Raw genomic sequence first — 20,630 nt, 5'->3', positions numbered from 1 at the left:
CCTGCGATATATGTAACAACATAACATTGCGCAAGGCTCGAAGCGCCCGTCGCATGATGCCGGCTGGTCGGTATTGCGGACCGCGCACCGGTCGATGCACCGAAGTTGCTTGCAAGCGTGTTCGCCGCATTTCATGGGTCGCAGGTCATGAGCACGCCCTCGCCCGCATCGTTTTCCGACCCTTTGCGACCCGGTCTCGGCAGCAGCCGACCGCTCGCCATTGCTCGCTGGCTCGAATTCGTTGCCGGTTTCGTGGTTCTCATCGTGCTTGTGGGGGGGATTACCCGGCTGACCGAAAGCGGGTTATCAATCACCGAATGGAATGTCGCGACGGGGATTTTGCCGCCGCTCACCGAAGCGCAATGGGCCGCCGAGTTCGCCAAATATCGCGCGACACCCGAATACCGGCTTGAAGCGGCAGCCACAGGCATGACCATCGCCGATTTCAAGTTCATCTTCTTCTGGGAGTGGTTTCATCGCCTGCTCGCGCGACTGGTCGGCCTTGCCTATGCCGTGCCGCTCGCCTGGTTCTGGATTAAGGGTGCGATTCCCGCAGGGTTCAAACCCCGTCTCCTCGCTCTGCTGGCACTGGGCGGGCTGCAAGGTCTGTTCGGCTGGCTGATGGTGCAGTCTGGGCTCGTCGGAGACATGACCGATGTCAGCCATTTCCGCCTCTCGCTGCATTTGCTGACAGCGCTGCTCCTGCTTGCCGCGCTGGTATGGACCGCGCGAGATATGCGCTGTCTTGCCGCCGAACCGGGTGCGCGGCCCGCACCGCTCACACGCGGTTCGGCGTTCGTCGCGTTGATCCTGTTCGTGCAATTGCTGCTCGGCGCTTGGGTCGCAGGGCTCAATGCGGGTCATGCCGCCTATGACTGGCCGCTGATGAACGGACGGCTGGTTCCCGAGATCGATCTCGCGCGCGGATTTGCCTGGACGCTGACCCATGACCCGTTCCTGCTGCACTTCCTCCATCGATGGTGGGCCTGGGTCGTGGTGGGCACGCTGATCTGGCTCGCGCGGCGCGTGCGGCGGACCGACCGCACCGCCTCGATCGCGCTCCACAGCGCCTTTGGTCTCATGCTCGTGCTCGGGATCGCGACCGTGCTGAGCGAAGTATCTCTCTGGGTTGCGGCCGCGCACCAGCTCGCAGGCGCCTTGCTGGTCGCCGCCAGCGCAGCGGCAATGCATGCCGATGGCATGGCGCGGCAGGCGGCATTGGCGGACCGGTCATGAGCGAAGTCGTGGCGGCCCTCGTCTATTGCCCCTTCCCCGACCGGGAAACGGCCCGCTCCATTGCCGCGCGGCTGCTCGAGGATGGGCTGATAGCCTGCGCCAACATCCTCCCCGCAATCGAATCGCTCTATGAGTGGGAAGGCGAATGCGCGGCAGCGAGCGAGGTCGCGGTGCTGTTAAAGACGACTTCACACAGGCTGGAGGCGCTGGTGGACCGCCTCGGCGACGAACATCCCTACGATACGCCGGCGATAATCGGCTGGCGTTGCGACGCGGCCCATCCTGAGACGTTGCAATGGCTGGTCAAGGCCGTAGGCTAACAGCCAAACAAAGCCTTGCGTAATCGCATGGCGACTCAAGGATCGCGATGACCCACACGACCCGCCGCGGCGTTCTGTCGACAATCCTGGTCTCGGGAGGAGCGCTTGCGTTCGCTCCCACCGCTCTTCATGCCGCGCGCGCCGTTCGCCTGCCGTCGGGGCCCCTGCGACTGACCCGCAGGATCGAGCGCGACCTCGTCGATGGCAAGCAGATCATCGTCGAACGCAGCTGGCAGGTCGCCTTTTCTCCCGCCGGCCGCGACATCGCCATCCACGGGCAGCAATTGCACGCCCGCGTCGACGCCCCCGAACTGCTCGCTCCGATCGCGGCGATCGAGGAATCGCGAAGCACCGATGCGATGTGGCCTGTTATTCTCGGCCCCGACGGCCAGATCGCCGCTGCCGGCAAGGACATCGCCGATCGCGATCTGGCGGCGGTGATCCGCGAAGGCGAGAAGATTTTGAAAGCGCGCCCCATGCCGGAGACCGAACGCTCCGCCCGCCTGCAATATCTCAGCGAGATGCAGCGTGCCGGCAGTTCGCTGCTCGACCGCTTGCCGGGCGACCTGTTCTATCCCCGCCTGGGCCCTGTGCGGACCGTTCGCTCGCTCGAAGTGCCCGGCGGCGTGACTGGCGAGTTCGAGCTGTATTACAACGCCGTGCCCGCATATGAGCACGGCTGGCTCGACAGTGCAGAACGCATCGTGACCACCCGGATCGGCGCCTACGAGCAGCGCGCATGCGAATATTGGCAGCTCTCGCAGACCCTCTCCTGACCCGTCGCAAACCTCCAAGGTATTATTTTACCTCCCCGCAAAGCCGCGGATTTGGTTGACTTGAGCGCCTTTGGGCGACAAATGCGCGCTCTCCCGCAATCCTGGCGTCCGCGCTCGGGCCTGCGATTCGCTGCGGCGGCACCGCGTGTGCCGGGCAGCGGCATCAGAAGAGATTTTGCAAACCCTTTGCTTTGAAGGACATCAAGCCATGAAGGCGCTCAGCAAGCAGACCAAGTCGGTGAAACCGGCAGAGGTCGAAAAGAAATGGCACCTGATCGATGCCGACGGCCTCGTCGTCGGTCGGCTCGCCGCGATCATCGCCAATATCCTGCGCGGCAAGCACAAGCCGATCTACACCCCGCATGTCGATTGCGGCGATCACGTCATCGTGATCAATGCCGACAAGGTGAAGTTCACCAGCAACAAGGCCGAGAAGAAGGTCTATTACAAGCACACCGGCCACCCCGGCGGCATCAAGGAAACCACGCCTGCGAAGATTCTCGAAGGCCGTTTCCCCGAACGCGTGCTCGAAAAGGCTGTCGAACGCATGATCCCGCGCGGTCCGCTTGGCCGTGCGCAGATGAAGGCGCTTCACCTCTATAACGGCACCGAGCACCCGCATGACGGCCAGAACCCGGCCGTGCTCGACGTCGCTTCCATGAACCGCAAGAACAAGGTCACCGCGTAATGGCTGACGAGAAGAACACCGAGACCGTGTCCGACCTGTCGGATCTCAAGGACATCGCCGGCGACGCGCCTGCCGCGGACGCTGCCGAAATCGCTCAGAACCCTGCCACGCCGCTGCGCGAGCAGGAGCTCGACGCCCAAGGTCGCGCTTACGCCACCGGCCGCCGCAAGGACGCCAAGGCACGCGTGTGGATCAAGCCGGGCACCGGCAAGGTCACCGTCAATGGCCGTGACCAGGAAGTCTATTTCGCACGTCCGACGCTGCGCCTGATCATCGACCAGCCGTTCGCGATCACCGAACGCCAGGGCCAGTACGATGTCATCGCTACGGTCAAGGGCGGCGGGCTTTCGGGCCAGGCCGGCGCAGTCAAGCATGGCATCAGCCAGGCACTCGCCAAGTACGAACCCGAACTGCGCGCCACCGTGAAGGCTGCCGGATTCCTCACCCGCGACAGCCGCGTGGTCGAGCGCAAGAAGTACGGCCGTGCCAAGGCACGCCGTTCGTTCCAGTTCTCGAAGCGTTAAACCGCTTCCGGCAATCACGAACAAGAAGGGCGGCTCTCCACCGGGAGGGCCGCCCTTTTTCTATCCGGGTACCGGATCGAATCAGCGCTGGAGCAGGATCAGCCCCCATGACAGGCCGCTACCGGCCAGAAAGAGGGGCCAGGACCAGAACAGCCGATAGTCAGCGACCTCGAACGAGCGGATCATCAGCTGGCCCCCGCTCGAGCCCTGCGACCCGATCACGATCGCCACGCATCCGGTGACAACCGCCGCTATGGTCATCGCCTTGAGCAATCCCATCGCTTCATGACTCCCTCGTTTCGACGCGCCTCGGCGCGATTCGCCGCTTCGCATAATCATGCTCAACAAGGGTTTAACAGCGCGGTGACGGGCTAGGTTAAAACTGGGCAGCGTCAGGTTAAGGGCGCGCCCGGGGGCGGGACACGCGAACAAACGCAGTTCAGGCCGGCAATTCGCGCAGTTCGCTCGTGATCGTGCCGGCCGCGATGCTGACGACCCGGTAGGAGGCGGGCGCGCCGTGGCGCAGCCGGGTGGACAGCGTGCCTGCCCCGATCATCCGCATGCTGTGTCCGCCGCTTTCGCGCATTTCGTCGAACGGGCGGTGCACATGGCCCGACAGAATCGCATCGGCTCCCGCTGCCGCAATGGCGGCAAAGGCCCGGTCGCCGCCAATCGTGGGATTGGCCTTCTCGCCCCGTGATCCGAGGAGCGGATGATGGGCGGTCACGATGACCTTGCGCGGATCATCGCGCAGCGCCGCCAGCCGGTCGAGCGAGCGTGCCAACGCCTTGTCGGTCACCACGCCGTCCGACCAGGGAAATCGGCCTTGCGCGCGCACGGTCGTCTTGAGCGACACCAGCACGACATCCTCGCTTTCGAAAACGGTGCCGACCTCGGCATCGAGCCTGCGAAAGCGGCGATAGGGGTCGAAGAACCGCTCAAACGGATTGTAATAGGGCATGTCGTGATTGCCCGGTTCTAGCACGACCGGAACGCCGAGACTGGCGAACCAGGCAGCGGCATCGCGATATTCGCTATGCTTAGCGCGCTGGGTCAGGTCGCCGGTGCACACCAGCGCATCGGGTCGGTCGCGCTCAAGGTCCGCCTCGACCGCAGCCAAAGCGTCGCGATCCTCGACACCGAAATGAATGTCGCTGACATGGAAGAAGCTGGTAGCCATAACGCGATCCTCCCAAGCCGCCCACGCACCAAAGCGCAAGCCTCAAACCACTCTGGCCTAAACGCGCCCGGTCAGGATCAGCCACGCCGACACCGCGTTGAGCGCGCTGTAGGCTCCATAGGCCCATGCCATCCCGGCCCAGCCATTGGCCGCCAGCAGCAGCGCCGCGAGCAGGACGAGAAATTCGGCAACGAAAGTCATACGCCCGCCCAGCGATCGGACGAAGCCCGGCATCTGTCCCACCATCGGGTGGTCGCTTTCGAGCACGGCCCGGTGCATCGCGAAATTGGCGATGCCGAGAAGAAAGATAATGACAAGGGCGGCGGTCATGACGCGCCCATTATGCCGCAATCGCCGGTCGGATGGAAACTACGCTTTGTCGGCTTCCATGGCGCGCCGGTCCTGCCGCAGGACCGCCAATCGACATTCGCGTACCGGTTCATCGACCATCGCATGACCTGCCTCAGGGTCTGTCCTAACTCTTTGAAACCACGGGAGGCGCCGCGGCATCCCCGGATCGAGACCCCGCTCGATCCCCGCCGCCTCCTGATTAATGGAGAAAAGACATGAAGACCCTTGCGATCGCCGCAGCCACCCTCGCGTTTTCCGCAGCTCCGGCGCTGGCCGGCCCGGAACAATTGCCGACCCAGAAGGTCAGCACCGCCGGGATCGATCTCGCCACGCCCGAGGGCCAGGCCATGCTCGACCGCCGGATCGAACGCGCCGCGCGCGAAGTCTGCCAGGTCGATGCTGTTCGTACCGGCACCCGGATCCGCGCCGCAGACAGCGTCGCCTGTCTCGCTCACGCCCGGGCGAGTGCACAGCGGCAGGTCGCCACGATGATCGAGGACCAGCGCCGCGGCGGTTGACCCCGCGACCTGACCCCCTGCGTCCCCCGCGGCGCAGGCTTTGCGGCCCGAACCCTTTCAGTCCCGGGGTTCGGGCCGCTTCATATTTATTGGATCGAAGGCCTGCCGTAGTGCCCGGGAATTGATTGATCAGCGTCCGGCCATCGCCTTGACCTTGGACAGGTAGGTCCGCCCGATGCGCAGGGCCTCACCGTTCTGCAATTCCGCCGACCACACGCCGAGCCCATCGTGCCGCAATCCGCGAATATTGTCGCGCCGCAGGATGGTCGAACGGTGGATGCGGATGAATTGCTCGGGATCGAGTCGCGCCTCGAGCCCGGCAATCGTCTGGAGCAGCAGATAGGAGCGCGAAGGCTCGCCCTCGCCGCTCGGATCGCCGACATGCAGGCGCACGTAATCGCGCTCGGCATCGATCTGGTGAACCTCGCTGACCGCGATCCGCAGCAATTCGGACCTGTGCGGCACCCACAATTCGTCGAGCCATTTGCTCTGCGGAGCCTTGCGCTCGCCCCGGCGGGCCACCGCCCGCTCGATCGCACGTTCGAGCCGGTCGGCCGAGACGGGCTTGAGCACATAGTCGATCGCTTCGAGGTCGAAGGCTTCGACCGCGAAGTGGTCGTGCGCGGTCACAAAGATCACCGCCGGGGCGTCCTCGTTCTCGGCAAGGCTGCGCGCGACACCCAGCCCGTCTAGTTCGGGCATGGTCATGTCGAGAAGGACGAGGTCAGGGTCGAGTTTTTCCGCAAGGCGCAAGGCGGCTGCGCCATCGCTCGCGGTGCCGACCACGTTGATCGCGGGTATCTCGGCGCAAATGACCTGAATGCGCTCGACCGCAAGCGGCTCGTCATCGACGATCATGGTGCGCAGCGCCTGGGTCTCGGTCTCAGTATCGGACATGGTTCTCGCGTGTCAGTTGATCGGGCGGGATAGGGGTATGCGCATCTCGGTGCGGTAGCCACCGGGCACCGGTGCCGAGGTAAATCCGATATCCGAACCGAACCGCGCTTCGAGCCGGTCGCGCACATTGGCAAGTCCGATTCCGAAACCGTGCAGCGCGCCTTCTGGCACTCCCGGACCATCGTCGCTGACCGAGATCACCAACCGGTCGAACTCCTCGCGTGCGGCAACGGTGATCGTCACCGGGCGCGACACCGCGGAAACCGCGTACTTGACCGAGTTCTCGACCAGAGGCTGGAGGATCATGCCCGGAACGCGCGCGTCCTCGAGGTCTTCGGGCAGTTCGAAATTGCAGACCAGCCGCTCGGGAAAACGAACCGCCTCGATATCGAGATAAAGCTGCTGGAGATCGAATTCGTCCTTCAACGCCACGTCGCTGGTCGGCTCGTCGGCAAGGCTGTGACGATAGAACCGGCTGATCGTCTGGATCATCCGCTCGGCGCGCTCGGTCTTGCCAGTGATGACCAGCGCCGAGAGCGAATTGAGCGTGTTGAACAGGAAATGCGGGTTCACCTGGTAGCGCAGCGACCGCAGCTCGGCCGCCTTGGCTGCCGAGCGGAACTGCTGTTCGCGCCGTTCGGCCGCGCGCGCCTGGTAGCCGGCGAGCAGGGCGAAATATGTCGATGCCCACGCAAGCAGGAGGAAATACCGTCCCAGCGCGATCTCGAGCACGGTCTTCCAGTCGTCATCGCGCATTGCGGCGGGCGCGATGATGAGCGATTCCGACAATTGCGGCGGGCCAGACCCGTCAGGCCCGCTCGGCGCCTTGACCTGCACGCCTTCGGGCAGGTCGTAGAGCAGGTTCCCTTCATCGTCGAAGCGGAAGCCGCGCTCTTCGGCGAATTTCTGCTCCATCTGCTCGGAGATGTCGGCGAAGGCATATTGATTGATATGCCCGATCGCCACCGCCACCGGCACCGCGAACACGATGGCCGCGCCGATCTTGATCCACAGCGCCTGCCGATCGACCATACGAAGCAGCGCCCACAGCACGATCGTCAGCCCGATCCCTGCCAGCGTCACCAGCACGCGGCGATAGGCCATCTCGGTGAACAGCTCGAAATCGAGAATGTAGCTGCGCAGCGTGATCAGCGTGAAATAGGTGCCCCAAAGGACAACCATCGACACGAGAACCGTGCGAAACGGCACGGTGATGGGCGCCTTCTTGGCGGGCGCTTCGGGTGTTCTGCTCAGATCCATATGTCGCCAAGCCTGATAGCCCGTGAAGCGCAAAAGCGCCAATCGGTCGTCGGGCTCCATCGCGCCTTGGTCGAATGGCCAATGTCGCTCGAAGAAGGTGGTCGCCGGTCCAAGGGCGTTCAATCGCGCGGCTTGATCATGTCCTTGGGCACGATCCAGGCATCGAACTGCTCCTCGGTGAGCAGGCCGAGTTCGAGCCCGGCTTCCTTGAGCGTGGTCCCGTCGCCATGGGCTTTCTTGGCGATCTTCGCCGCGTTGTCATAGCCGATATGCGGGTTGAGCGCGGTGACCAGCATCAGGCTCTCGTTCATCAGCTGGTCGATCCGGCCGGTATTGGCCTCGATCCCGGTGACGCAATTGTCGGTGAAGCTCACTGCCGAATCCGACAAGAGGCGGATCGATTGCAGCACGTTGTAGATCATCACCGGCTTGAACACGTTGAGTTCGAGATGGCCGTGCGAACCGGCAACACTCACCGTCACCGCATTGCCCATGACCTGTGCACACACCATGGTCAGCGCCTCGCACTGGGTCGGATTGACCTTGCCCGGCATGATCGAGGAACCGGGTTCGTTGGCGGGAAGCGCGATCTCGCCGAGGCCCGATCGCGGGCCCGAGCCGAGCAGACGGATGTCGTTGGCGATCTTCATGCAGCTGACCGCGACCGTGTTGAGCGCACCCGACAGCTCGACCAGCGCATCATGCGCGGCAAGCGCTTCGAACTTGTTGGGCGCGGTGACGAAATCGTGCCCGGTTGCGGCTGCGACATGTTCGGCGAATTTTTCGGCAAAGCCCGCCTTGGAATTGATGCCGGTGCCCACCGCGGTGCCGCCCTGCGCGAGTTCGAGCACCCGCGGAAGCGCGCTCTCGACGCGCGCGATCCCGTATTCGACCTGCTTGGCATAGCCTGAAAATTCCTGGCCGAGCGTTAGCGGGGTCGCGTCCTGCAAGTGGGTGCGGCCGATCTTGACGATGTCGGCAAAGGCCTTCGCCTTGTCATCGAGCGCGGCGTGCAGGTGCTTCAGCGCCGGGACCAGCCGCTCGATCACCTCGCTGCCCGCGGCGATGTGCATCGCGGTGGGAAAGGTGTCGTTCGAGCTCTGGCCCATATTGCAGTGATCATTGGGATGAACCGGCTCCTTGCCGCCATGCTGGCCGGTCAGGATCTGGTTGGCGCGGCTCGCGATCACCTCGTTGGCGTTCATGTTCGACTGGGTGCCCGAGCCCGTCTGCCAGACTGAGAGCGGGAACTGGTCGGCAAGAGTCCCGTCGATCACTTCGCCCGCTGCCCGAACGATCGCATCGCCCAGCTTTTCGTCGAGCACGCCGAGATCCATATTGGCCTTGGCCGCCGATTGTTTCTGGATTCCCAGCGCCTTGATCAGCGGGGCGGGCATGGTTTCTGTGCCGATGTCGAAATTCGCAAGCGAGCGCTGCGACTGCGCGCCCCAATGCGCATCGGCAGGCACCGCGACCTCGCCCAGCGAATCGGTTTCTATCCGGACCTTGCCGGTAGCGCCGAAAATCTGCCCGTCATTGTGAGTGGTTGTGGTCACGTCGCTCATCGAAGCCCTCCTGACTTTGGTCGAAACCGGGTCACGGTCCGTTTGGCGCGCTCCATATGACGGGCGCTGCCGGCAGGTCAAAGCAAAGCTGGCCTGCCCGCGCGAATTGCGCTGCAATTGGTCTTGGAACTGTCAGCCGCGAGGGCTAGGAAGGGTTGACGCGCTGTATTGCAACCCTAATACAGTCTGACGGAGCACGCATGAGCAACACCACCCTGACCCGCGACAGCCTCGCCTCCCGCAAGGCCATGATCGACAGCCAGCTGCGCACGAGCGGCGTGAACGAGGAATTCGCGCTTGCGCGGATGATGGCAGTCCCGCGCGAAGAATTCATCCCGGCCGACAAGGCGCACCTGGCCTATATCGACCGTTCGGTTGCGGTCGGCGACGGCGTGCTTGCCGCGCCGCTGTTCTACGGCAAGGTCCTGATCGAAGCCGCGCCAAGCGCGCAAGACAGCGCCCTCGTGGTCGAAGGCGGCACCGGGTATCTGGCCGAATTGCTACGTCCGCTGGTCGCCGATCTGCACACGGTCTCTGCCGCCGATGCGGCAGCTGGCAAGATCGGGTCCGGTTCGCACTCGCTGATCGTGATCGATGGCGCGATCGAGCAATTGCCCGAATGTCTCGGCGATGCGCTCGAGGAAGGCGGCCGTGTGGTTGGCGGCCTGGTCGAGCGCGGGGTCACCCGGCTTGCCTCGGGCCGCAAGGTTGCAGGACAAATCGCCCTGCTGGCGGTCGAAGACCTCGGTATTCCCGTGCTTCATTATTTCGACCGGCCCAAGGGCTGGACCTTCTGATGGCGGCTGGCGCGCGTTTCGCGACAGGTTTGCGCATGGCGGCGTGCGTCGGCGCGCTGGCGTTTGCGGGCCAGGCCGCGAGCGCGCAGGCCGAAACACTGCGCGAGGCGCTTGCCGCCGTCTATAACAGCAATCCCACCCTCGAAGGCGCACGGGCATCGCAGCGCGCGAGCGACGAGGACGTGAACGTGCAGCGCGCACTCGGCCTGCCGAGCGCGACGGCAACCGCCACCCATATCGAGTTCCTGCGCAAATCGGCCAATTCCTTCACCGCGCCTTCGCGCAATCTGGGGATCAATGCCCAGTTGCAGGTGCCGATCTATTCGGGTGGCGCGGTGCGCAACGGGATCGCCGCCGCGCGCGAGCGGGTCGAGGCCGGACGGGCCGATCTGCGCGCGACCGAAAGCGCGATCTTCGCACAGACCGTCGCCGCTTACATGGACGTGTTGCGCGCCGAAGCCCTGGCCCAGCTGGCTGACAACCAGGTCGACGTGTTGCGCGTGACCTTCGAATCGACCAGCGACCGGTTTGAAATCGGGGACCTGACCCGCACCGATGTCGCCCAGGCACAATCGCGGTTCGCGCTGGCCGAAGGCGACCTGCGCACCGCGATCTCCAATCTCGTCGCCGCGCGCGAGACCTATATCGAGCTCGTCGGGCGCGCGCCGGTCGATCTCCAGGCTCCGCCGCCGCTTCCCGGCCTCCCGCAAACGGCGGGCGAAGCGGTCGCGACCGCGCTCGAGAACAATCCCGACCTCATCGCGGCCAAGGAACGCGCGGATGCGGCCGGTTACGACTACGAGGTCGCCGGTTCTGGGCGCCTGCCCACAGTCGGCCTGTTTGCCAATTACGATTATAGCGATTTCTTCGGCACCCTGGGTGGCCCTATCGCGTCCGATTTCGCGCAGAGCGAAACGACCGCCAATGCCGGCGTGCGCGTGACCATCCCGCTGTTCCAGGGCGGTCTGCCAGCCGCGCGCCAGCGCCAGGCCGGTGCGCGCGAAAGCGCTGCGCTCGAACAGGTCATCGCGACCGAACGCCGCGTAATCCAGCAGACCCGCGCGGCCTATGCCAGCTGGCGTGCATCCAATGCGGTGATCGCCAGCTCGCTCGCTGCTGTCGAAGCGGCCGAGCTTAGCCTCGAGGGCGTGCGCGCGGGCAATTCGATCGGCAACCGCACCATCATCGAGGTGCTCAATGCCGAACAGGAATTGCTGTCGGCGCGCGCCCAGCTCGTGACAGCAAGGCGCAATGCCTATGTCGCAGGCTTCTCGTTGCTGGCCGCAATGGGCCGAGCCGAGGCCCGCGATCTCAACTTGGAGACCGGGGGCCCGCTTTACGATCCGCTCGCCAATTACGAACGGGTCGACGGACGCATCTGGGACTGGGACCGCGATCCCGAACCGGCACCGAATTCGACCAGGACCGTTGACATTACGGCAGGCGAAGACTTGATTGGTCCCGTATTGGAACCGTCCGAATGACGCGAAGTGCGTGATTCGCAAGGTTAACGCAGCAGATCAGGGGCATCTCGGGTGGCGAACGAAAACGAAGCATCGGTCGAAGAGATTCTTGAATCGATCAAGAAGGTGATCGCGCGCGATAGCCGAGACAACGCGCTCGCCTCGCGGGCGAACCGCCAGGAAAAGCCCGAGGCGCAGCCGGTCGAACCTGCCGCGCAGGACGAGGCCGAAGAAGTGCTCGACCTTGCCGAAATGGAATTGTCCGATTTCGACGATGGTGACAGTGATGAGCGCGAAGAGAACCTCTCGCCCGCGTCGGACGACGACAGCGACGAATCGCTCATCGCCGAGGAAGTGCGCGGCGCAATGCAGCAGAACCTCGCCGCGCTTGCCATGCTCTCCGAGCCGCCGGCAAAACCGCAGATCGTGCGCTCGGGCGAAACGTCGCTCGAAGGGCTGACCCGCGAATTGCTTCGCCCGATGCTCGCCCAATGGCTCGATACCCATCTTCCCGGCATGGTCGAGAAGATGGTCCAGGCCGAGATCGCTCGGATCGCGGGCAAGCGCAACTAGGCCGCACTCAGACCCGTTTAGCGGTTTCTCTGGAAAGAGCCTCGCGCTGGCTGTAACTGCCATACGCATGACACGCCGCATCATTCGCTCGCTCGCCTTCGCCGCAATCCCCGCCCTCGTCTTTGCGCCGCTTTCCGCGAGCGCGCATGACGAGGCCGAGCCGCACGGAATCCAAGGGCTCGAACGGCCGCCCATGACCGCGCGGGACCTCGTCACCATGCCGCGGCTCGGCGGTCCGACTGTCACTTCGGATGGGCGCTACGCGGTCTATTCGGTGACCCGCACCGATCCTGAGACTTACGATCGAAAGCCAGAGCATTACATCCTCGACATCGCGGGACAAGGTAGCGATCCGGTGCGCTTCGACCTTGGGATACGGGCCTCCTCGCTCTCCTTCGGGCCGGACAATTTCCTCTATTTCCTGAGCTCCGACCACATCGGAAGCGATGATGACGAGGCCGTCGAAAGGCGCTCGCGGCTCTGGCGCGCCGCGCTCGAGGCTGATGGCAATGTCACCGGCCCGATGCTTGTCGCCGATATCGAGGGTGGAGATATCGCAGGCTTCGCGCTTTCCCCGTCCGGCGACGCTGTTGCGCTTTGGGGTGAGACCGGGCGCGATTGCGCAAGCCTGTTCTGCGAGCAGAACGCGGAGCAAATCGGCAGCGGACGCCTCTATGAGGGCGATGGTGGTTTCTACCGCCACTGGGACCGCTGGATCGAACCGGGCAAGCTTAACCGCGTCTTTGTTTTCGACCTCGAAGACGGGACGATCACGGGAGACGGGGTGGCCGCCGATGGCGGACAGCCGATCGGCAATACGCCAACCATGCCGTTCGGCGGCAGCGAAGATATCGCCTGGGCGCCTGATGGATCGGGTCTCTATTTCGTAGCGCGCGAAGCCGATGCAAGCGAACCGACTTCGACCGATCTCGACATCTACTGGTCGAACCTTTCGGGCGCTGCGCCGGTCAACCTGACCGCGGACAATCCTGCCTACGACGCCAATCCGGCACCGTCGCCCGACGGCCGCAGCCTCGCTTATGTCGCCATGGCGCGGGCAGGTTACGAATCCGATCGCACCGTCATTCACCTGCGCGATCTCGCCAGCGGAGAGGTGCGCGCTCTCACGCGGGACACCGATCTTTCCTTTCACTCGTTGAGCTGGAGCGCGGACGGTCGTCATATCCTTGCCACCGCCGCGGACGTGCTCGACACGCCTGCTTTCCGGATCGACCCCGAAACCGGCGCCGTGACCGAGCTCAATCTGATGGCCGGGGCCGAAGCGCATATCGGCAATCTCACCGCGCTTGCCGGCGATCGCCTGTTGTTCACCCGCGATTCGATCGGTGTGCCGAGCGAGCTTTACCTCGCCCATAGCTCGGCGACAGCGCGCCCGCTGACCGACGTGGTGACCAGTCGCATGGGCGAAAAGGCGACGACGGTGACCACGCGCTTCTCCTTTGCAGGCGCCGAAGGCGACACCGTCTGGGGTCAGATCACGCGCCTCGAAAATCAGGAAGGTCCGATTCCTGCCATCCTCTACATCCATGGCGGGCCGCAAGGATCGTTCCGCGATGGCTGGTCGAGCCGATGGAACCCGCGCGTGCTGGCGAGCCAGGGATATGCGGTGATCTCGGTCGATTTCCACGGGAGCGCCGGATATGGGCAGGACTTCATGGATTCGATCAACCGCGACTGGGGCGGAAAGCCGCTGGTCGATCTCCAGCTCGGCCTCGATGCCGCGCTGGCGCTTGACAGCCAGATCGACGGCACCCGCGCCTGCGCGATGGGGGCGAGCTATGGCGGCTACATGGTGAACTGGATCGCCGGCAACTGGCCCGACCGGTTCAACTGCCTCGTCCAGCACGATGGCCTGTTCGACATGCGCAGCTTCTATTATTCGACCGAAGAACTGTGGTTCCCGCGCTGGGATTTTGGCGGCTCGTATTCGGAGGCCAAGGAAACTTATGAGCGCTGGAACCCGGTCAATTACGTCGAGAACTGGCGCACCCCGATGCTGGTGATCGCGGGCGAACAGGATTTCCGCGTGCCCTACACGCAGGGCCTGCAAAGCTTCACCGCATTGCAGGAGCGCGGCGTGCCTTCGCAGCTGCTGGTCTTCCCCGACGAAAACCACTGGGTGCTCGGCGCGAAAAACTCGCTGCAATGGCACGACACCGTCTTTGCGTGGCTCGATCGCTGGCTGACGCGCGAGGATGACGCGGGCGAATGAGCAAGAACAGCCTGCTTTCTGCGCAGACCGCGCTGGCGAAGAAATACGGCGATGGCGAGCAACGCATCGAGCGCCAGATCTTCCTGTGCGCGGTCTCCGAAAAGCAGAAATGCTGCTCGCGCGAGGAAGGCAAGCGCGCCTGGCAACACCTCAAGGACACGTTGAAGGAGCGCGGCCTTGCAGGGTCGAGGCGCACCGCCGACCATCCGAAAGGTCCCGGCGGGATCCAGCGCTCCAAGGCCGACTGCCTTCAGATCTGCGCGCATGGGCCGATCGCGGTCGTTTGGCCCGACGGCGTCTGGTACCACTCGTGCCGCCCCGAAGTGTTGGACCGGATCATCGACGAGCATCTGGTCGGCGGCGTGCCGGTCGAGGACTATCGCCTCACGCCCCCGCAAAAGGGCTAGTCAGCTCTCGTCATCATCCTTCTTGGCCCACAGATCGTCGGCGCTCGGCAGCTTGTTGTCGACCGAGGCATCGTGACCGGTCCCGTTTGACAGGAACACCAGCCCCATCAGCCCGCCTCCCAGAAGCATGGTGAAGGCTATCCCGAGCGCGACCGCAATGTAGAAATGTACCGAGATCGCCCCGTTGAAAGCGTAGAGCAGGATGACCGCGATCAGGACCACGGCGATCGTAACGCTCAGCAGCAATTTCATGATCGCGCGATAACGCGCCCAGGCATGCGCGGCCGTTTCAGGATCGTCGAGGGGGCTCTTGTTGACCATCAGGGCTTCCTTGGGGACGTTGGCGGGGCATTGCAACGAAAGAGATACGCGCTCCGGCCAGCCAAGGAGGCACGCGGCGACAAGCGGGCGGACTCGCCTTTTTGCGCTTTTGGTGGCATTTTCATGGGCGAAGGAGACAAGCAACGATGACCATTGCCAAAATCACCGCCAGCCGGGACCCTGCCGATATCATTTCGTGCGATGTTGCAAGCCCGGTGACCGAAGTGGTGAGCCTGCTCGCAGGCAAGAAGATCGGCGCGATCCCGGTTCTTCGCGATGGCAAGGTTGCCGGAATCGTTTCCGAGCGCGACATCATCTATTGCCTCGCCGAACAGGGCGCGGACTGCCTTTCGCGCCCGGTCGAGGACATCATGACGTCGCCCGTCATCACGATCGATTCGGCCACCAAGGTTGACGATGCGCTGGCGCTTATGACCAAGCGGCGCTTCCGCCATTTTCCCGTGGTCGATGACGATGAGCTGGTGGCGTTCATCTCGATTGGCGACCTGGTCAAGGACAAGATCGACGAGGTCGAACACGAGGCGGCGGCGCTTCGCGATTACATTCAGACCGCCTGAACAGCGTCGGTTGAGCGTGCGGCGCTCTTGAGGAAGTGCGCGGTGCACCCTAGATCGACGCCATGTCCCAAACCCTCACTCTCACCGCTGCTGCGGCAAAGCGCGTGGCCTGGATCGCCGAAAAGCAGGCGAAGCCCGCGATCCTGCGGCTTTCGGTCGAAGGCGGCGGGTGCTCGGGCTTTCAGTACAAGTTCGATCTCGCAGACGAGATTTCGGCCGATGACCGGGTAAGCGAGACCGACGGGGTGAAGCTGGTGGTCGATCCGGTCAGCATCGACCTTGTTGATGGCAGTGTCGTCGATTTCGTCGAATCGCTGGGCGGGGCGGCATTCCGGGTTGAGAATCCCAATGCCGCGGCTGGCTGCGGCTGCGGTTCGAGCTTCGGGATTTAGGTTTACCCCGGCCCCGTTTGTGGGGCACTAGGTGGCGCATGAAGATTGCCACTTTCAACATCAACGGGATCAAGGCGCGCCTGCCGCGGCTCAAGGAGTGGCTCGAGGAAACCCGGCCCGCGGTCGCCTGCCTGCAGGAGATCAAGAGCCAGGACGAGGGCTTTCCCGCGAGCGAGTTCGAAGCGCTCGGCTACAGCGCGATCTGGCACGGCCAGAAGAGCTTCAACGGCGTGGCGATCCTCGTCGATGAAAAAGCCGGATACAGCTGCACCGAAATTCAGCGCGGGCTCGGCATTGACGGTCCCAAGGAAGGTGAGGGCGAGCAATCGCGCTATATCGAGGCCGATGTCACCAAGGACGGCGAGACTGTCCGGATCGTGTGCATCTACCTGCCCAACGGCAATCCGCATCCCGGCCCAAAATTCGATTACAAGCTCGCCTGGATGGACAAGCTCCAAGCCCGCATGCGCGCGATCTGGGACGAAGAGGTGCCTGCCGCGGTGCTTGGCGACTACAACGTAATCCCCGAGGACGACGATGTCTTCTCGGTGCGCGCCATGGCGAACGATGCGCTGATGCAGCCCGAATCGCGCGCCGCCTATGCCCGCCTGCTGGGCGATGGCTGGACCGATGCGGTGCGCACGCTCAATCCGCGCGGAGGCGTGTGGACCTATTGGGACTATCAAGCCGGCGCGTGGCAGCGCGACCACGGTTTTCGCATCGACCACATCCTGCTCAGCCCCGAACTCGCCGACCGGCTCGAGGCGGTGGGGGTCGATCGCGAGCATCGCGGACGCGAAAAGGCCAGCGACCACGCCCCTGTATGGGCTATCCTGCGAGAGAAATGAGACGCGCAACGAAAAAGCCCCGCCGATATCGGCAGGGCTTCGTCGTTCGTCGCTGGCGTGCGGACGCCTAGCGGTAGAATATGTGCGTCTGGATCTGCGTCAGCCGCGTCTTCGCACGGCTCCAGCGCGGGCTGACATAGGTTGCGTGGAAATAGACCGCATCCTTGGCGTCCGATTCCCACAAACCTTCATGTGCGATATGCGCAATCGCCTTGGCACGGTCCCATGCGGCGGTGCCGGTGTTGATGCGCGGCATCCGCCCGTTGCGAACGAAGGAAAACTGCGAGCGCTGCAGCACGACACCGCAATAGCTGGCAGGCCAGCGGCGGTCTTCGCTGCGGTTGATGACAGTCTCTGCCACCGCGAGCTGACCATAAAGGGGTTCACCACGCGATTCGAAATAAACCGCACCGGCGAGGCAGCGCATCTGCTCGGTCAGCTGGTCATCGGTATCGACGAGGCTGACGAGTTCGCGCAGCGAATTTGCATCGGTCTGCGGGGCAAGGTCTTCGGCGGGCAGCGGCTGGACCACTTCATCCGACACGAAAACGGTCTGTTCCGGTACGATCTCGACCGCTTGTTCGGTCGCATCGGCGGTTTCGGTCTGCTCGGCCGCGGCCTCGAGGGCTGCTGCCTGGGCATTGGCGAGAGCGCCGTCGGCGCTCGAGAAGCTCAGGGAAGCGATGGCGGCAATGGCGACCGCGCTGAGCGAGTAAGTCTTGCGACTCATCAAATCAACTTTTTGTGCGGTGAGCGAGCACAGACACAGGCGAGGACATTCGCGAAATTTTCGCCGAATTGAGAGAGGTGGTCCAAGTAGCCTGCCGGCTGCCCCCCGTCTGCGTGCCCACCGAGCGACCGAATTGTCGTCCCACGGGCCTGCGCGTCTGGAAGCGGAGCCCCAAATAGTCACATTTGAAACTAGGTCAAGTTAACGCGGCAGAAGTGCGATGAAGCGTTCAGGATCCGCGATATCCACCTCGAGAATCCAGATATCTGGGTCCTGTTGGCGGCGGCGGGCAAGATAGTCCGAAAATTCTTTCGCGTTTTCAGCATCTTCCTTACGGGTTTCCACGAAGGATCGGGTTCCATCGAGCTGCGGCATTCGCTCGAACAGCCGTGATTGCCCGCCGCGATACTGGGTAACGATGAGCACGGTGCCCGCATCGCGTTCGCCCTTGGCAAGCACCATGGCGCTGCCTCCATGCGATTCGGTGAGCCTGATGAGGCTGGAAATCTCGAGATGGGCCGGAAGCCGCTCGTTCACCGCCCTCCCCTCAGCTCCGGTAGCCAGGCAGGCTCGAAAGCGCGATCCGGGAGCGCATGAAGGTGCCCGTCCCGCGACCGATTTCGTCGCCCTGCGCATCGACCAGTCGCGATTCGGCAACCAGCACCCGGCGTTTGCCGCTGATCCAGCGCCCTTCCGCAACCACCCTGCCTTCGCGCACCGGCTTGGTGAAATGAAGGTTGAAACTGGTGGTCAGGAGGAAGCGATCGGTGGCGAGCGTGTTGGCCGCGTAGAAAGCGGCATCGTCGAGCATCTTGAAGTAGATCGTCCCATGCGCTGCCCCGGCGGCGTGGAAATCGTCCTCGCCGACTGTGAAAACCAGCCGCGACCGGCCTTCTTCGATGATTTCCAACGACGAATCGAATTTTCGATTGACCGGCGCCGAGCGGTAAAGCCGCTCAAGCGCGCGGTAATGCGACTGCGCGCCGGAATTGTCCGGCGCAGCGTCAGGCGGCATCACGCAGGAACTGGTTGGTCAGCAAGGCATAGAGCGCCTCGGCGTCGGGCGCGTCGTTGAGAGCTGACAGCATGGTCTCGTCGCGCGACAGCCGGGAGATCGCGGCGAGCGCGTGAAGATGCGTGGCGCCGGCATCTTCGGGCGATACGAGACCGAAGACGATCGAGACCGGAATGGCATCGGCCGCCTTGAAATCGACCGGGTGCTCGAGCGCGAGCAGTGCCATGGTGGGCCGATTGACCGCGCTGCTGCGGCAATGGGGGATTGCGATCCCGCGGCCGAAGCCGGTGCTGCCAAGCGCTTCGCGCTGTTCGAGCCCTTCGCAGATTGCGTCGGCATCGAGCCCGTAGGTGTCAGCAAAGAGCGACGCGATTTCAGAGAGGATCTGGCGGCTGGTTTCGAGGCGCGCGGTCTTCACCGCACCAGGCGCGAGAGTGATATTCAAGTCCATTGCGATCAAAAAATCCCGATAGTCTCACCCCGCAAACGGGGGCGCAAAAGCCAGCCGGACAGCAAGCCGCGCCGCGCAGTTGGGGGCGGCATCCGGCTGCAAGTGTAAGGCTGAGCCCTTCTGTTTTTCCCTTACGGCACCCTACTATTGGCAGGTTTTCAAGGCCCTAACGAGGTTCGACCCATCCGATCGATCCATCCGACCGGCGATAAACCATATTATGCCTTCCGGTTCCAGCATTTTTGAAAAAGAGCGCCGGCGTGTCGCGCAGATCGAGCATCATCACCGCGTCCGCGACACTGGCCTCGGGGATATACATGCTGGTCTCCGCGATCACTGGCGGGGCATCGGCAGGCGCGGGTTCCTCGGCCTCTTCGGTAGCGAAGATCGTGTAAGCGGCCTCTTCCTCGGCGCGCACCTGCATTGCGCGTTCGTGACGGTCGGTCAGCCGGCTCTTGTAGCGGCGCAATTGCTTCTCGATCTTGGTCGCGCAATCCTCGAGCGCCTGGTGCGCGTCATGCGCCTGGCCTTGCGCCTTGAGGATCATCCCCTGGTTCACATGGGTCACGATATCGCAGGTGAACACCGCTCCGGCGGCTTTGCCGAAGGTGATGTGGGAGGACAGCGCGCGGTCGAAATACTTCTCGACAATGGCGCCGATCCGGTCAGAGGCGTGCTCCTGCAAGGCCGAGCCTGTTTCCACCTGGTGGCCTGAAATGCGGATATCCATCCTTGCCGTCTCCTCGTGTCAATCGGCACGCGGGACGTCAGGGTCCCGGGCCGTTTCAGCGCGCCCAGATCGGGTTTTCGATCCCGGCGATAAATTCCTTGTGCCGCGCCAGCTCGGCAGCGCTCGGAGCGTGCGGACGCGGTTCACGGCGCGGGCGCTGGCTCTGGACCGCGAGCACTTCGGCAGGCGTCTCGACCGAATCCGAAGCGCTCTCGGCATTGTCTGCGGCGAGCGCCAGACCGATCTGGCGACCTCCGGTCAGTTCGACATAGACCTGTGCCAGCAATTCGGCATCGAGCAGCGCACCGTGCTTGACCCGGTGGCTGCGGTCGATCCCGTAGCGCGTGCACAGCGCGTCGAGCGAAAGCTTGGCGCCCGGGTGTTTCTTGCGCGCAATCGCGACCGTGTCGACCATGCGGTCGAGTGCGATAGGTTCGCGCCCAATCCGTTCGAGTTCGGCATTGAGAAACCCGAAATCGAATCCCGCATTGTGCGCCACCAATGGAGCGTCGCCGAGAAATTCCAGCAATTCATCGACGGTGTCCGCGAACAGAGGCTTGGACGCCAGGAATGCGCTCGACAGGCCGTGCACCGCTTCGGCAGCGGCTGGCATGTCGCGTTCGGGATTGTAATAAGCGTGGTAGGAATGGCCGGTCTCGACCCGGTCGATCATTTCAACGCAGCCGATTTCGACCATCCGATCACCGGTTTTTGGGTCCAGGCCCGTTGTCTCGGTATCGAAAATCACCTCGCGCATCGCCGCTCGTTATCGGCGCG

27 protein-coding genes are annotated in these 20,630 nt (G+C 63.7%); 14 read left to right on the top strand and 13 right to left on the bottom strand.

All coding sequences use genetic code 11. The features are described from left to right. Window positions 1-147: 147 nt before the first annotated feature. The 5 genes from ACKTSM_RS01995 (at window position 148) to rpsI (ending at window position 3,544) form a co-directional block, all read left to right on the top strand. Window positions 148-1,236 (top strand): COX15/CtaA family protein, encoded by a 1,089-nt coding sequence (locus tag ACKTSM_RS01995; RefSeq protein WP_407875476.1) that lies wholly within the window; start codon window positions 148-150, stop codon window positions 1,234-1,236. Beyond that, complete coding sequence (cutA, locus tag ACKTSM_RS01990; RefSeq protein WP_407875475.1) at window positions 1,233-1,556, top strand: divalent-cation tolerance protein CutA; 324 nt, start codon at window positions 1,233-1,235, stop codon at window positions 1,554-1,556. Before ACKTSM_RS01995 ends, cutA begins: the two co-directional genes overlap by 4 nt. Window positions 1,557-1,603: 47 nt before the next feature. Continuing rightward, entirely contained in the window at window positions 1,604-2,332 is a 729-nt protein-coding gene (locus ACKTSM_RS01985) for a hypothetical protein (RefSeq protein WP_407875474.1), read from the top strand. A gap of 208 nt (window positions 2,333-2,540) precedes the next feature. Then, window positions 2,541-3,020, top strand: a complete 480-nt coding sequence (rplM, locus tag ACKTSM_RS01980) for a 50S ribosomal protein L13 (RefSeq protein ID WP_407875473.1) — start codon at window positions 2,541-2,543, stop codon at window positions 3,018-3,020. Next, window positions 3,020-3,544 (top strand): 30S ribosomal protein S9, encoded by a 525-nt coding sequence (gene rpsI / locus ACKTSM_RS01975; RefSeq protein ID WP_407875472.1) that lies wholly within the window; start codon window positions 3,020-3,022, stop codon window positions 3,542-3,544. Before rplM ends, rpsI begins: the two co-directional genes overlap by 1 nt. An 81-nt stretch (window positions 3,545-3,625) precedes the next feature. Here the strand turns inward: rpsI and ACKTSM_RS01970 are convergent, their stop codons facing one another. The 3 genes from ACKTSM_RS01970 to ACKTSM_RS01960 form a co-directional block, all read right to left on the bottom strand. After that, window positions 3,626-3,823, bottom strand: coding sequence for a hypothetical protein (locus ACKTSM_RS01970; protein ID WP_407875471.1), 198 nt, complete (start codon window positions 3,821-3,823; stop codon window positions 3,626-3,628). Window positions 3,824-3,983: 160 nt separating this feature from the next. Continuing rightward, window positions 3,984-4,724 (bottom strand): metallophosphoesterase family protein, encoded by a 741-nt coding sequence (locus tag ACKTSM_RS01965; protein ID WP_407875470.1) that lies wholly within the window; start codon window positions 4,722-4,724, stop codon window positions 3,984-3,986. Between the two features lie 57 nt (window positions 4,725-4,781). After that, window positions 4,782-5,054 (bottom strand): hypothetical protein, encoded by a 273-nt coding sequence (locus tag ACKTSM_RS01960; protein WP_407875469.1) that lies wholly within the window; start codon window positions 5,052-5,054, stop codon window positions 4,782-4,784. Between the two features lie 236 nt (window positions 5,055-5,290). Here ACKTSM_RS01960 and ACKTSM_RS01955 point away from each other — a divergent pair, with 236 nt between their 5' ends. Next, on the top strand, window positions 5,291-5,593 hold the full coding sequence (locus tag ACKTSM_RS01955; protein ID WP_407875468.1) for a UrcA family protein: 303 nt from the start codon (window positions 5,291-5,293) through the stop codon (window positions 5,591-5,593). Window positions 5,594-5,722: 129 nt separating this feature from the next. On the opposite strand, the gene ACKTSM_RS01950 is transcribed toward ACKTSM_RS01955, so the two are convergent. The 3 genes from ACKTSM_RS01950 to fumC form a co-directional block, all read right to left on the bottom strand. Further along, the gene (locus tag ACKTSM_RS01950; protein ID WP_407875467.1) at window positions 5,723-6,490 is read right to left on the bottom strand and encodes a LytR/AlgR family response regulator transcription factor; all 768 of its coding nucleotides are present in this window, start codon (window positions 6,488-6,490) and stop codon (window positions 5,723-5,725) included. A 12-nt stretch (window positions 6,491-6,502) separates the two neighbouring features. Beyond that, window positions 6,503-7,750: a sensor histidine kinase gene (locus ACKTSM_RS01945; protein WP_407875466.1), complete on the bottom strand. Its 1,248-nt coding sequence runs from the start codon at window positions 7,748-7,750 to the stop codon at window positions 6,503-6,505. A gap of 119 nt (window positions 7,751-7,869) precedes the next feature. Further along, the gene (gene fumC / locus ACKTSM_RS01940) at window positions 7,870-9,315 is read right to left on the bottom strand and encodes a class II fumarate hydratase (protein WP_407875465.1); all 1,446 of its coding nucleotides are present in this window, start codon (window positions 9,313-9,315) and stop codon (window positions 7,870-7,872) included. Between the two features lie 200 nt (window positions 9,316-9,515). On the opposite strand from fumC, the gene ACKTSM_RS01935 reads away from it, so the two are divergent. From ACKTSM_RS01935 to ACKTSM_RS01915, 5 genes are all read left to right on the top strand, one after another. Next, on the top strand, window positions 9,516-10,112 hold the full coding sequence (locus ACKTSM_RS01935) for a protein-L-isoaspartate O-methyltransferase family protein (protein WP_407875464.1): 597 nt from the start codon (window positions 9,516-9,518) through the stop codon (window positions 10,110-10,112). Continuing rightward, window positions 10,112-11,596: a TolC family outer membrane protein gene (locus ACKTSM_RS01930; RefSeq protein ID WP_407875463.1), complete on the top strand. Its 1,485-nt coding sequence runs from the start codon at window positions 10,112-10,114 to the stop codon at window positions 11,594-11,596. Before ACKTSM_RS01935 ends, ACKTSM_RS01930 begins: the two co-directional genes overlap by 1 nt. Window positions 11,597-11,647: 51 nt before the next feature. Then, window positions 11,648-12,148, top strand: coding sequence for a DUF2497 domain-containing protein (locus ACKTSM_RS01925; RefSeq protein ID WP_407875462.1), 501 nt, complete (start codon window positions 11,648-11,650; stop codon window positions 12,146-12,148). A gap of 67 nt (window positions 12,149-12,215) precedes the next feature. After that, window positions 12,216-14,381, top strand: coding sequence for a prolyl oligopeptidase family serine peptidase (locus tag ACKTSM_RS01920; protein ID WP_407875461.1), 2,166 nt, complete (start codon window positions 12,216-12,218; stop codon window positions 14,379-14,381). Further along, the gene (locus ACKTSM_RS01915) at window positions 14,378-14,788 is read left to right on the top strand and encodes a (2Fe-2S) ferredoxin domain-containing protein (protein WP_407875460.1); all 411 of its coding nucleotides are present in this window, start codon (window positions 14,378-14,380) and stop codon (window positions 14,786-14,788) included. Before ACKTSM_RS01920 ends, ACKTSM_RS01915 begins: the two co-directional genes overlap by 4 nt. Here ACKTSM_RS01915 and ACKTSM_RS01910 read toward each other — a convergent pair whose 3' ends face one another. Then, window positions 14,789-15,109, bottom strand: coding sequence for a hypothetical protein (locus tag ACKTSM_RS01910; protein WP_407875459.1), 321 nt, complete (start codon window positions 15,107-15,109; stop codon window positions 14,789-14,791). Between the two features lie 146 nt (window positions 15,110-15,255). Between ACKTSM_RS01910 and ACKTSM_RS01905 the strand changes: the two genes are divergently transcribed. From ACKTSM_RS01905 to xth, 3 genes are all read left to right on the top strand, one after another. After that, window positions 15,256-15,687 (top strand): CBS domain-containing protein, encoded by a 432-nt coding sequence (locus ACKTSM_RS01905; RefSeq protein WP_407875458.1) that lies wholly within the window; start codon window positions 15,256-15,258, stop codon window positions 15,685-15,687. Between the two features lie 62 nt (window positions 15,688-15,749). Next, window positions 15,750-16,079 (top strand): iron-sulfur cluster insertion protein ErpA, encoded by a 330-nt coding sequence (erpA, locus tag ACKTSM_RS01900; RefSeq protein WP_407875457.1) that lies wholly within the window; start codon window positions 15,750-15,752, stop codon window positions 16,077-16,079. Window positions 16,080-16,117: 38 nt separating this feature from the next. Continuing rightward, on the top strand, window positions 16,118-16,927 hold the full coding sequence (gene xth, locus ACKTSM_RS01895) for an exodeoxyribonuclease III (RefSeq protein WP_407875456.1): 810 nt from the start codon (window positions 16,118-16,120) through the stop codon (window positions 16,925-16,927). Between the two features lie 67 nt (window positions 16,928-16,994). Here the strand turns inward: xth and ACKTSM_RS01890 are convergent, their stop codons facing one another. The 6 genes from ACKTSM_RS01890 to dnaQ form a co-directional block, all read right to left on the bottom strand. Next, window positions 16,995-17,657 (bottom strand): cell wall hydrolase, encoded by a 663-nt coding sequence (locus ACKTSM_RS01890; protein ID WP_407875455.1) that lies wholly within the window; start codon window positions 17,655-17,657, stop codon window positions 16,995-16,997. A 201-nt stretch (window positions 17,658-17,858) separates the two neighbouring features. Continuing rightward, a complete protein-coding gene (locus ACKTSM_RS01885) occupies window positions 17,859-18,293 on the bottom strand; it encodes a DUF1491 family protein (RefSeq protein WP_407875454.1) in 435 nt (144 codons plus the stop codon). Continuing rightward, complete coding sequence (locus ACKTSM_RS01880; RefSeq protein ID WP_407876392.1) at window positions 18,205-18,672, bottom strand: PaaI family thioesterase; 468 nt, start codon at window positions 18,670-18,672, stop codon at window positions 18,205-18,207. Before ACKTSM_RS01880 ends, ACKTSM_RS01885 begins: the two co-directional genes overlap by 89 nt. Next, window positions 18,662-19,123 carry a PTS sugar transporter subunit IIA gene (locus ACKTSM_RS01875; RefSeq protein ID WP_407875453.1) on the bottom strand — a complete coding sequence of 154 codons (462 nt, stop codon included), beginning with the start codon at window positions 19,121-19,123 and terminating at the stop codon, window positions 18,662-18,664. The genes ACKTSM_RS01880 and ACKTSM_RS01875 overlap by 11 nt, the downstream gene beginning before the upstream one ends. 166 nt (window positions 19,124-19,289) lie before the next feature. Further along, entirely contained in the window at window positions 19,290-19,853 is a 564-nt protein-coding gene (gene hpf, locus ACKTSM_RS01870) for a ribosome hibernation-promoting factor, HPF/YfiA family (RefSeq protein WP_407875452.1), read from the bottom strand. Window positions 19,854-19,908: 55 nt separating this feature from the next. After that, entirely contained in the window at window positions 19,909-20,610 is a 702-nt protein-coding gene (gene dnaQ / locus ACKTSM_RS01865; RefSeq protein WP_407875451.1) for a DNA polymerase III subunit epsilon, read from the bottom strand. Window positions 20,611-20,630: the final 20 nt, after the last annotated feature.

Source organism: Qipengyuania nanhaisediminis (assembly GCF_045862805.1).
GTDB classification, from domain to species: domain Bacteria; phylum Pseudomonadota; class Alphaproteobacteria; order Sphingomonadales; family Sphingomonadaceae; genus Erythrobacter; species Erythrobacter nanhaisediminis_A.
The sequence above is the reverse complement of the archived record's forward strand: the minus strand, read 5'-3'. Positions and strand labels throughout refer to the sequence as shown.

What these genes read in the sequence shown, in the direction of transcription:
- ACKTSM_RS01995 (WP_407875476.1), top strand. Translation starts at nt 148, where the DNA reads ATGAGCACGCCCTCGCCCGCATCGTTTTCCGACCCTTTGCGACCCGGT.
- cutA (WP_407875475.1), top strand. Translation starts at nt 1,233, where the DNA reads ATGAGCGAAGTCGTGGCGGCCCTCGTCTATTGCCCCTTCCCCGACCGG.
- ACKTSM_RS01985 (WP_407875474.1), top strand. Translation starts at nt 1,604, where the DNA reads ATGACCCACACGACCCGCCGCGGCGTTCTGTCGACAATCCTGGTCTCG.
- rplM (WP_407875473.1), top strand. Translation starts at nt 2,541, where the DNA reads ATGAAGGCGCTCAGCAAGCAGACCAAGTCGGTGAAACCGGCAGAGGTC.
- rpsI (WP_407875472.1), top strand. Translation starts at nt 3,020, where the DNA reads ATGGCTGACGAGAAGAACACCGAGACCGTGTCCGACCTGTCGGATCTC.
- ACKTSM_RS01970 (WP_407875471.1), bottom strand. Translation starts at nt 3,823, where the DNA reads ATGGGATTGCTCAAGGCGATGACCATAGCGGCGGTTGTCACCGGATGC.
- ACKTSM_RS01965 (WP_407875470.1), bottom strand. Translation starts at nt 4,724, where the DNA reads ATGGCTACCAGCTTCTTCCATGTCAGCGACATTCATTTCGGTGTCGAG.
- ACKTSM_RS01960 (WP_407875469.1), bottom strand. Translation starts at nt 5,054, where the DNA reads ATGACCGCCGCCCTTGTCATTATCTTTCTTCTCGGCATCGCCAATTTC.
- ACKTSM_RS01955 (WP_407875468.1), top strand. Translation starts at nt 5,291, where the DNA reads ATGAAGACCCTTGCGATCGCCGCAGCCACCCTCGCGTTTTCCGCAGCT.
- ACKTSM_RS01950 (WP_407875467.1), bottom strand. Translation starts at nt 6,490, where the DNA reads ATGTCCGATACTGAGACCGAGACCCAGGCGCTGCGCACCATGATCGTC.
- ACKTSM_RS01945 (WP_407875466.1), bottom strand. Translation starts at nt 7,750, where the DNA reads ATGGATCTGAGCAGAACACCCGAAGCGCCCGCCAAGAAGGCGCCCATC.
- fumC (WP_407875465.1), bottom strand. Translation starts at nt 9,315, where the DNA reads ATGAGCGACGTGACCACAACCACTCACAATGACGGGCAGATTTTCGGC.
- ACKTSM_RS01935 (WP_407875464.1), top strand. Translation starts at nt 9,516, where the DNA reads ATGAGCAACACCACCCTGACCCGCGACAGCCTCGCCTCCCGCAAGGCC.
- ACKTSM_RS01930 (WP_407875463.1), top strand. Translation starts at nt 10,112, where the DNA reads ATGGCGGCTGGCGCGCGTTTCGCGACAGGTTTGCGCATGGCGGCGTGC.
- ACKTSM_RS01920 (WP_407875461.1), top strand. Translation starts at nt 12,216, where the DNA reads ATGACACGCCGCATCATTCGCTCGCTCGCCTTCGCCGCAATCCCCGCC.
- ACKTSM_RS01915 (WP_407875460.1), top strand. Translation starts at nt 14,378, where the DNA reads ATGAGCAAGAACAGCCTGCTTTCTGCGCAGACCGCGCTGGCGAAGAAA.
- ACKTSM_RS01910 (WP_407875459.1), bottom strand. Translation starts at nt 15,109, where the DNA reads ATGGTCAACAAGAGCCCCCTCGACGATCCTGAAACGGCCGCGCATGCC.
- ACKTSM_RS01905 (WP_407875458.1), top strand. Translation starts at nt 15,256, where the DNA reads ATGACCATTGCCAAAATCACCGCCAGCCGGGACCCTGCCGATATCATT.
- erpA (WP_407875457.1), top strand. Translation starts at nt 15,750, where the DNA reads ATGTCCCAAACCCTCACTCTCACCGCTGCTGCGGCAAAGCGCGTGGCC.
- xth (WP_407875456.1), top strand. Translation starts at nt 16,118, where the DNA reads ATGAAGATTGCCACTTTCAACATCAACGGGATCAAGGCGCGCCTGCCG.
- ACKTSM_RS01890 (WP_407875455.1), bottom strand. Translation starts at nt 17,657, where the DNA reads ATGAGTCGCAAGACTTACTCGCTCAGCGCGGTCGCCATTGCCGCCATC.
- ACKTSM_RS01885 (WP_407875454.1), bottom strand. Translation starts at nt 18,293, where the DNA reads ATGCGCAGGGCGACGAAATCGGTCGCGGGACGGGCACCTTCATGCGCT.
- ACKTSM_RS01880 (WP_407876392.1), bottom strand. Translation starts at nt 18,672, where the DNA reads ATGCCGCCTGACGCTGCGCCGGACAATTCCGGCGCGCAGTCGCATTAC.
- ACKTSM_RS01875 (WP_407875453.1), bottom strand. Translation starts at nt 19,123, where the DNA reads ATGGACTTGAATATCACTCTCGCGCCTGGTGCGGTGAAGACCGCGCGC.
- hpf (WP_407875452.1), bottom strand. Translation starts at nt 19,853, where the DNA reads ATGGATATCCGCATTTCAGGCCACCAGGTGGAAACAGGCTCGGCCTTG.
- dnaQ (WP_407875451.1), bottom strand. Translation starts at nt 20,610, where the DNA reads ATGCGCGAGGTGATTTTCGATACCGAGACAACGGGCCTGGACCCAAAA.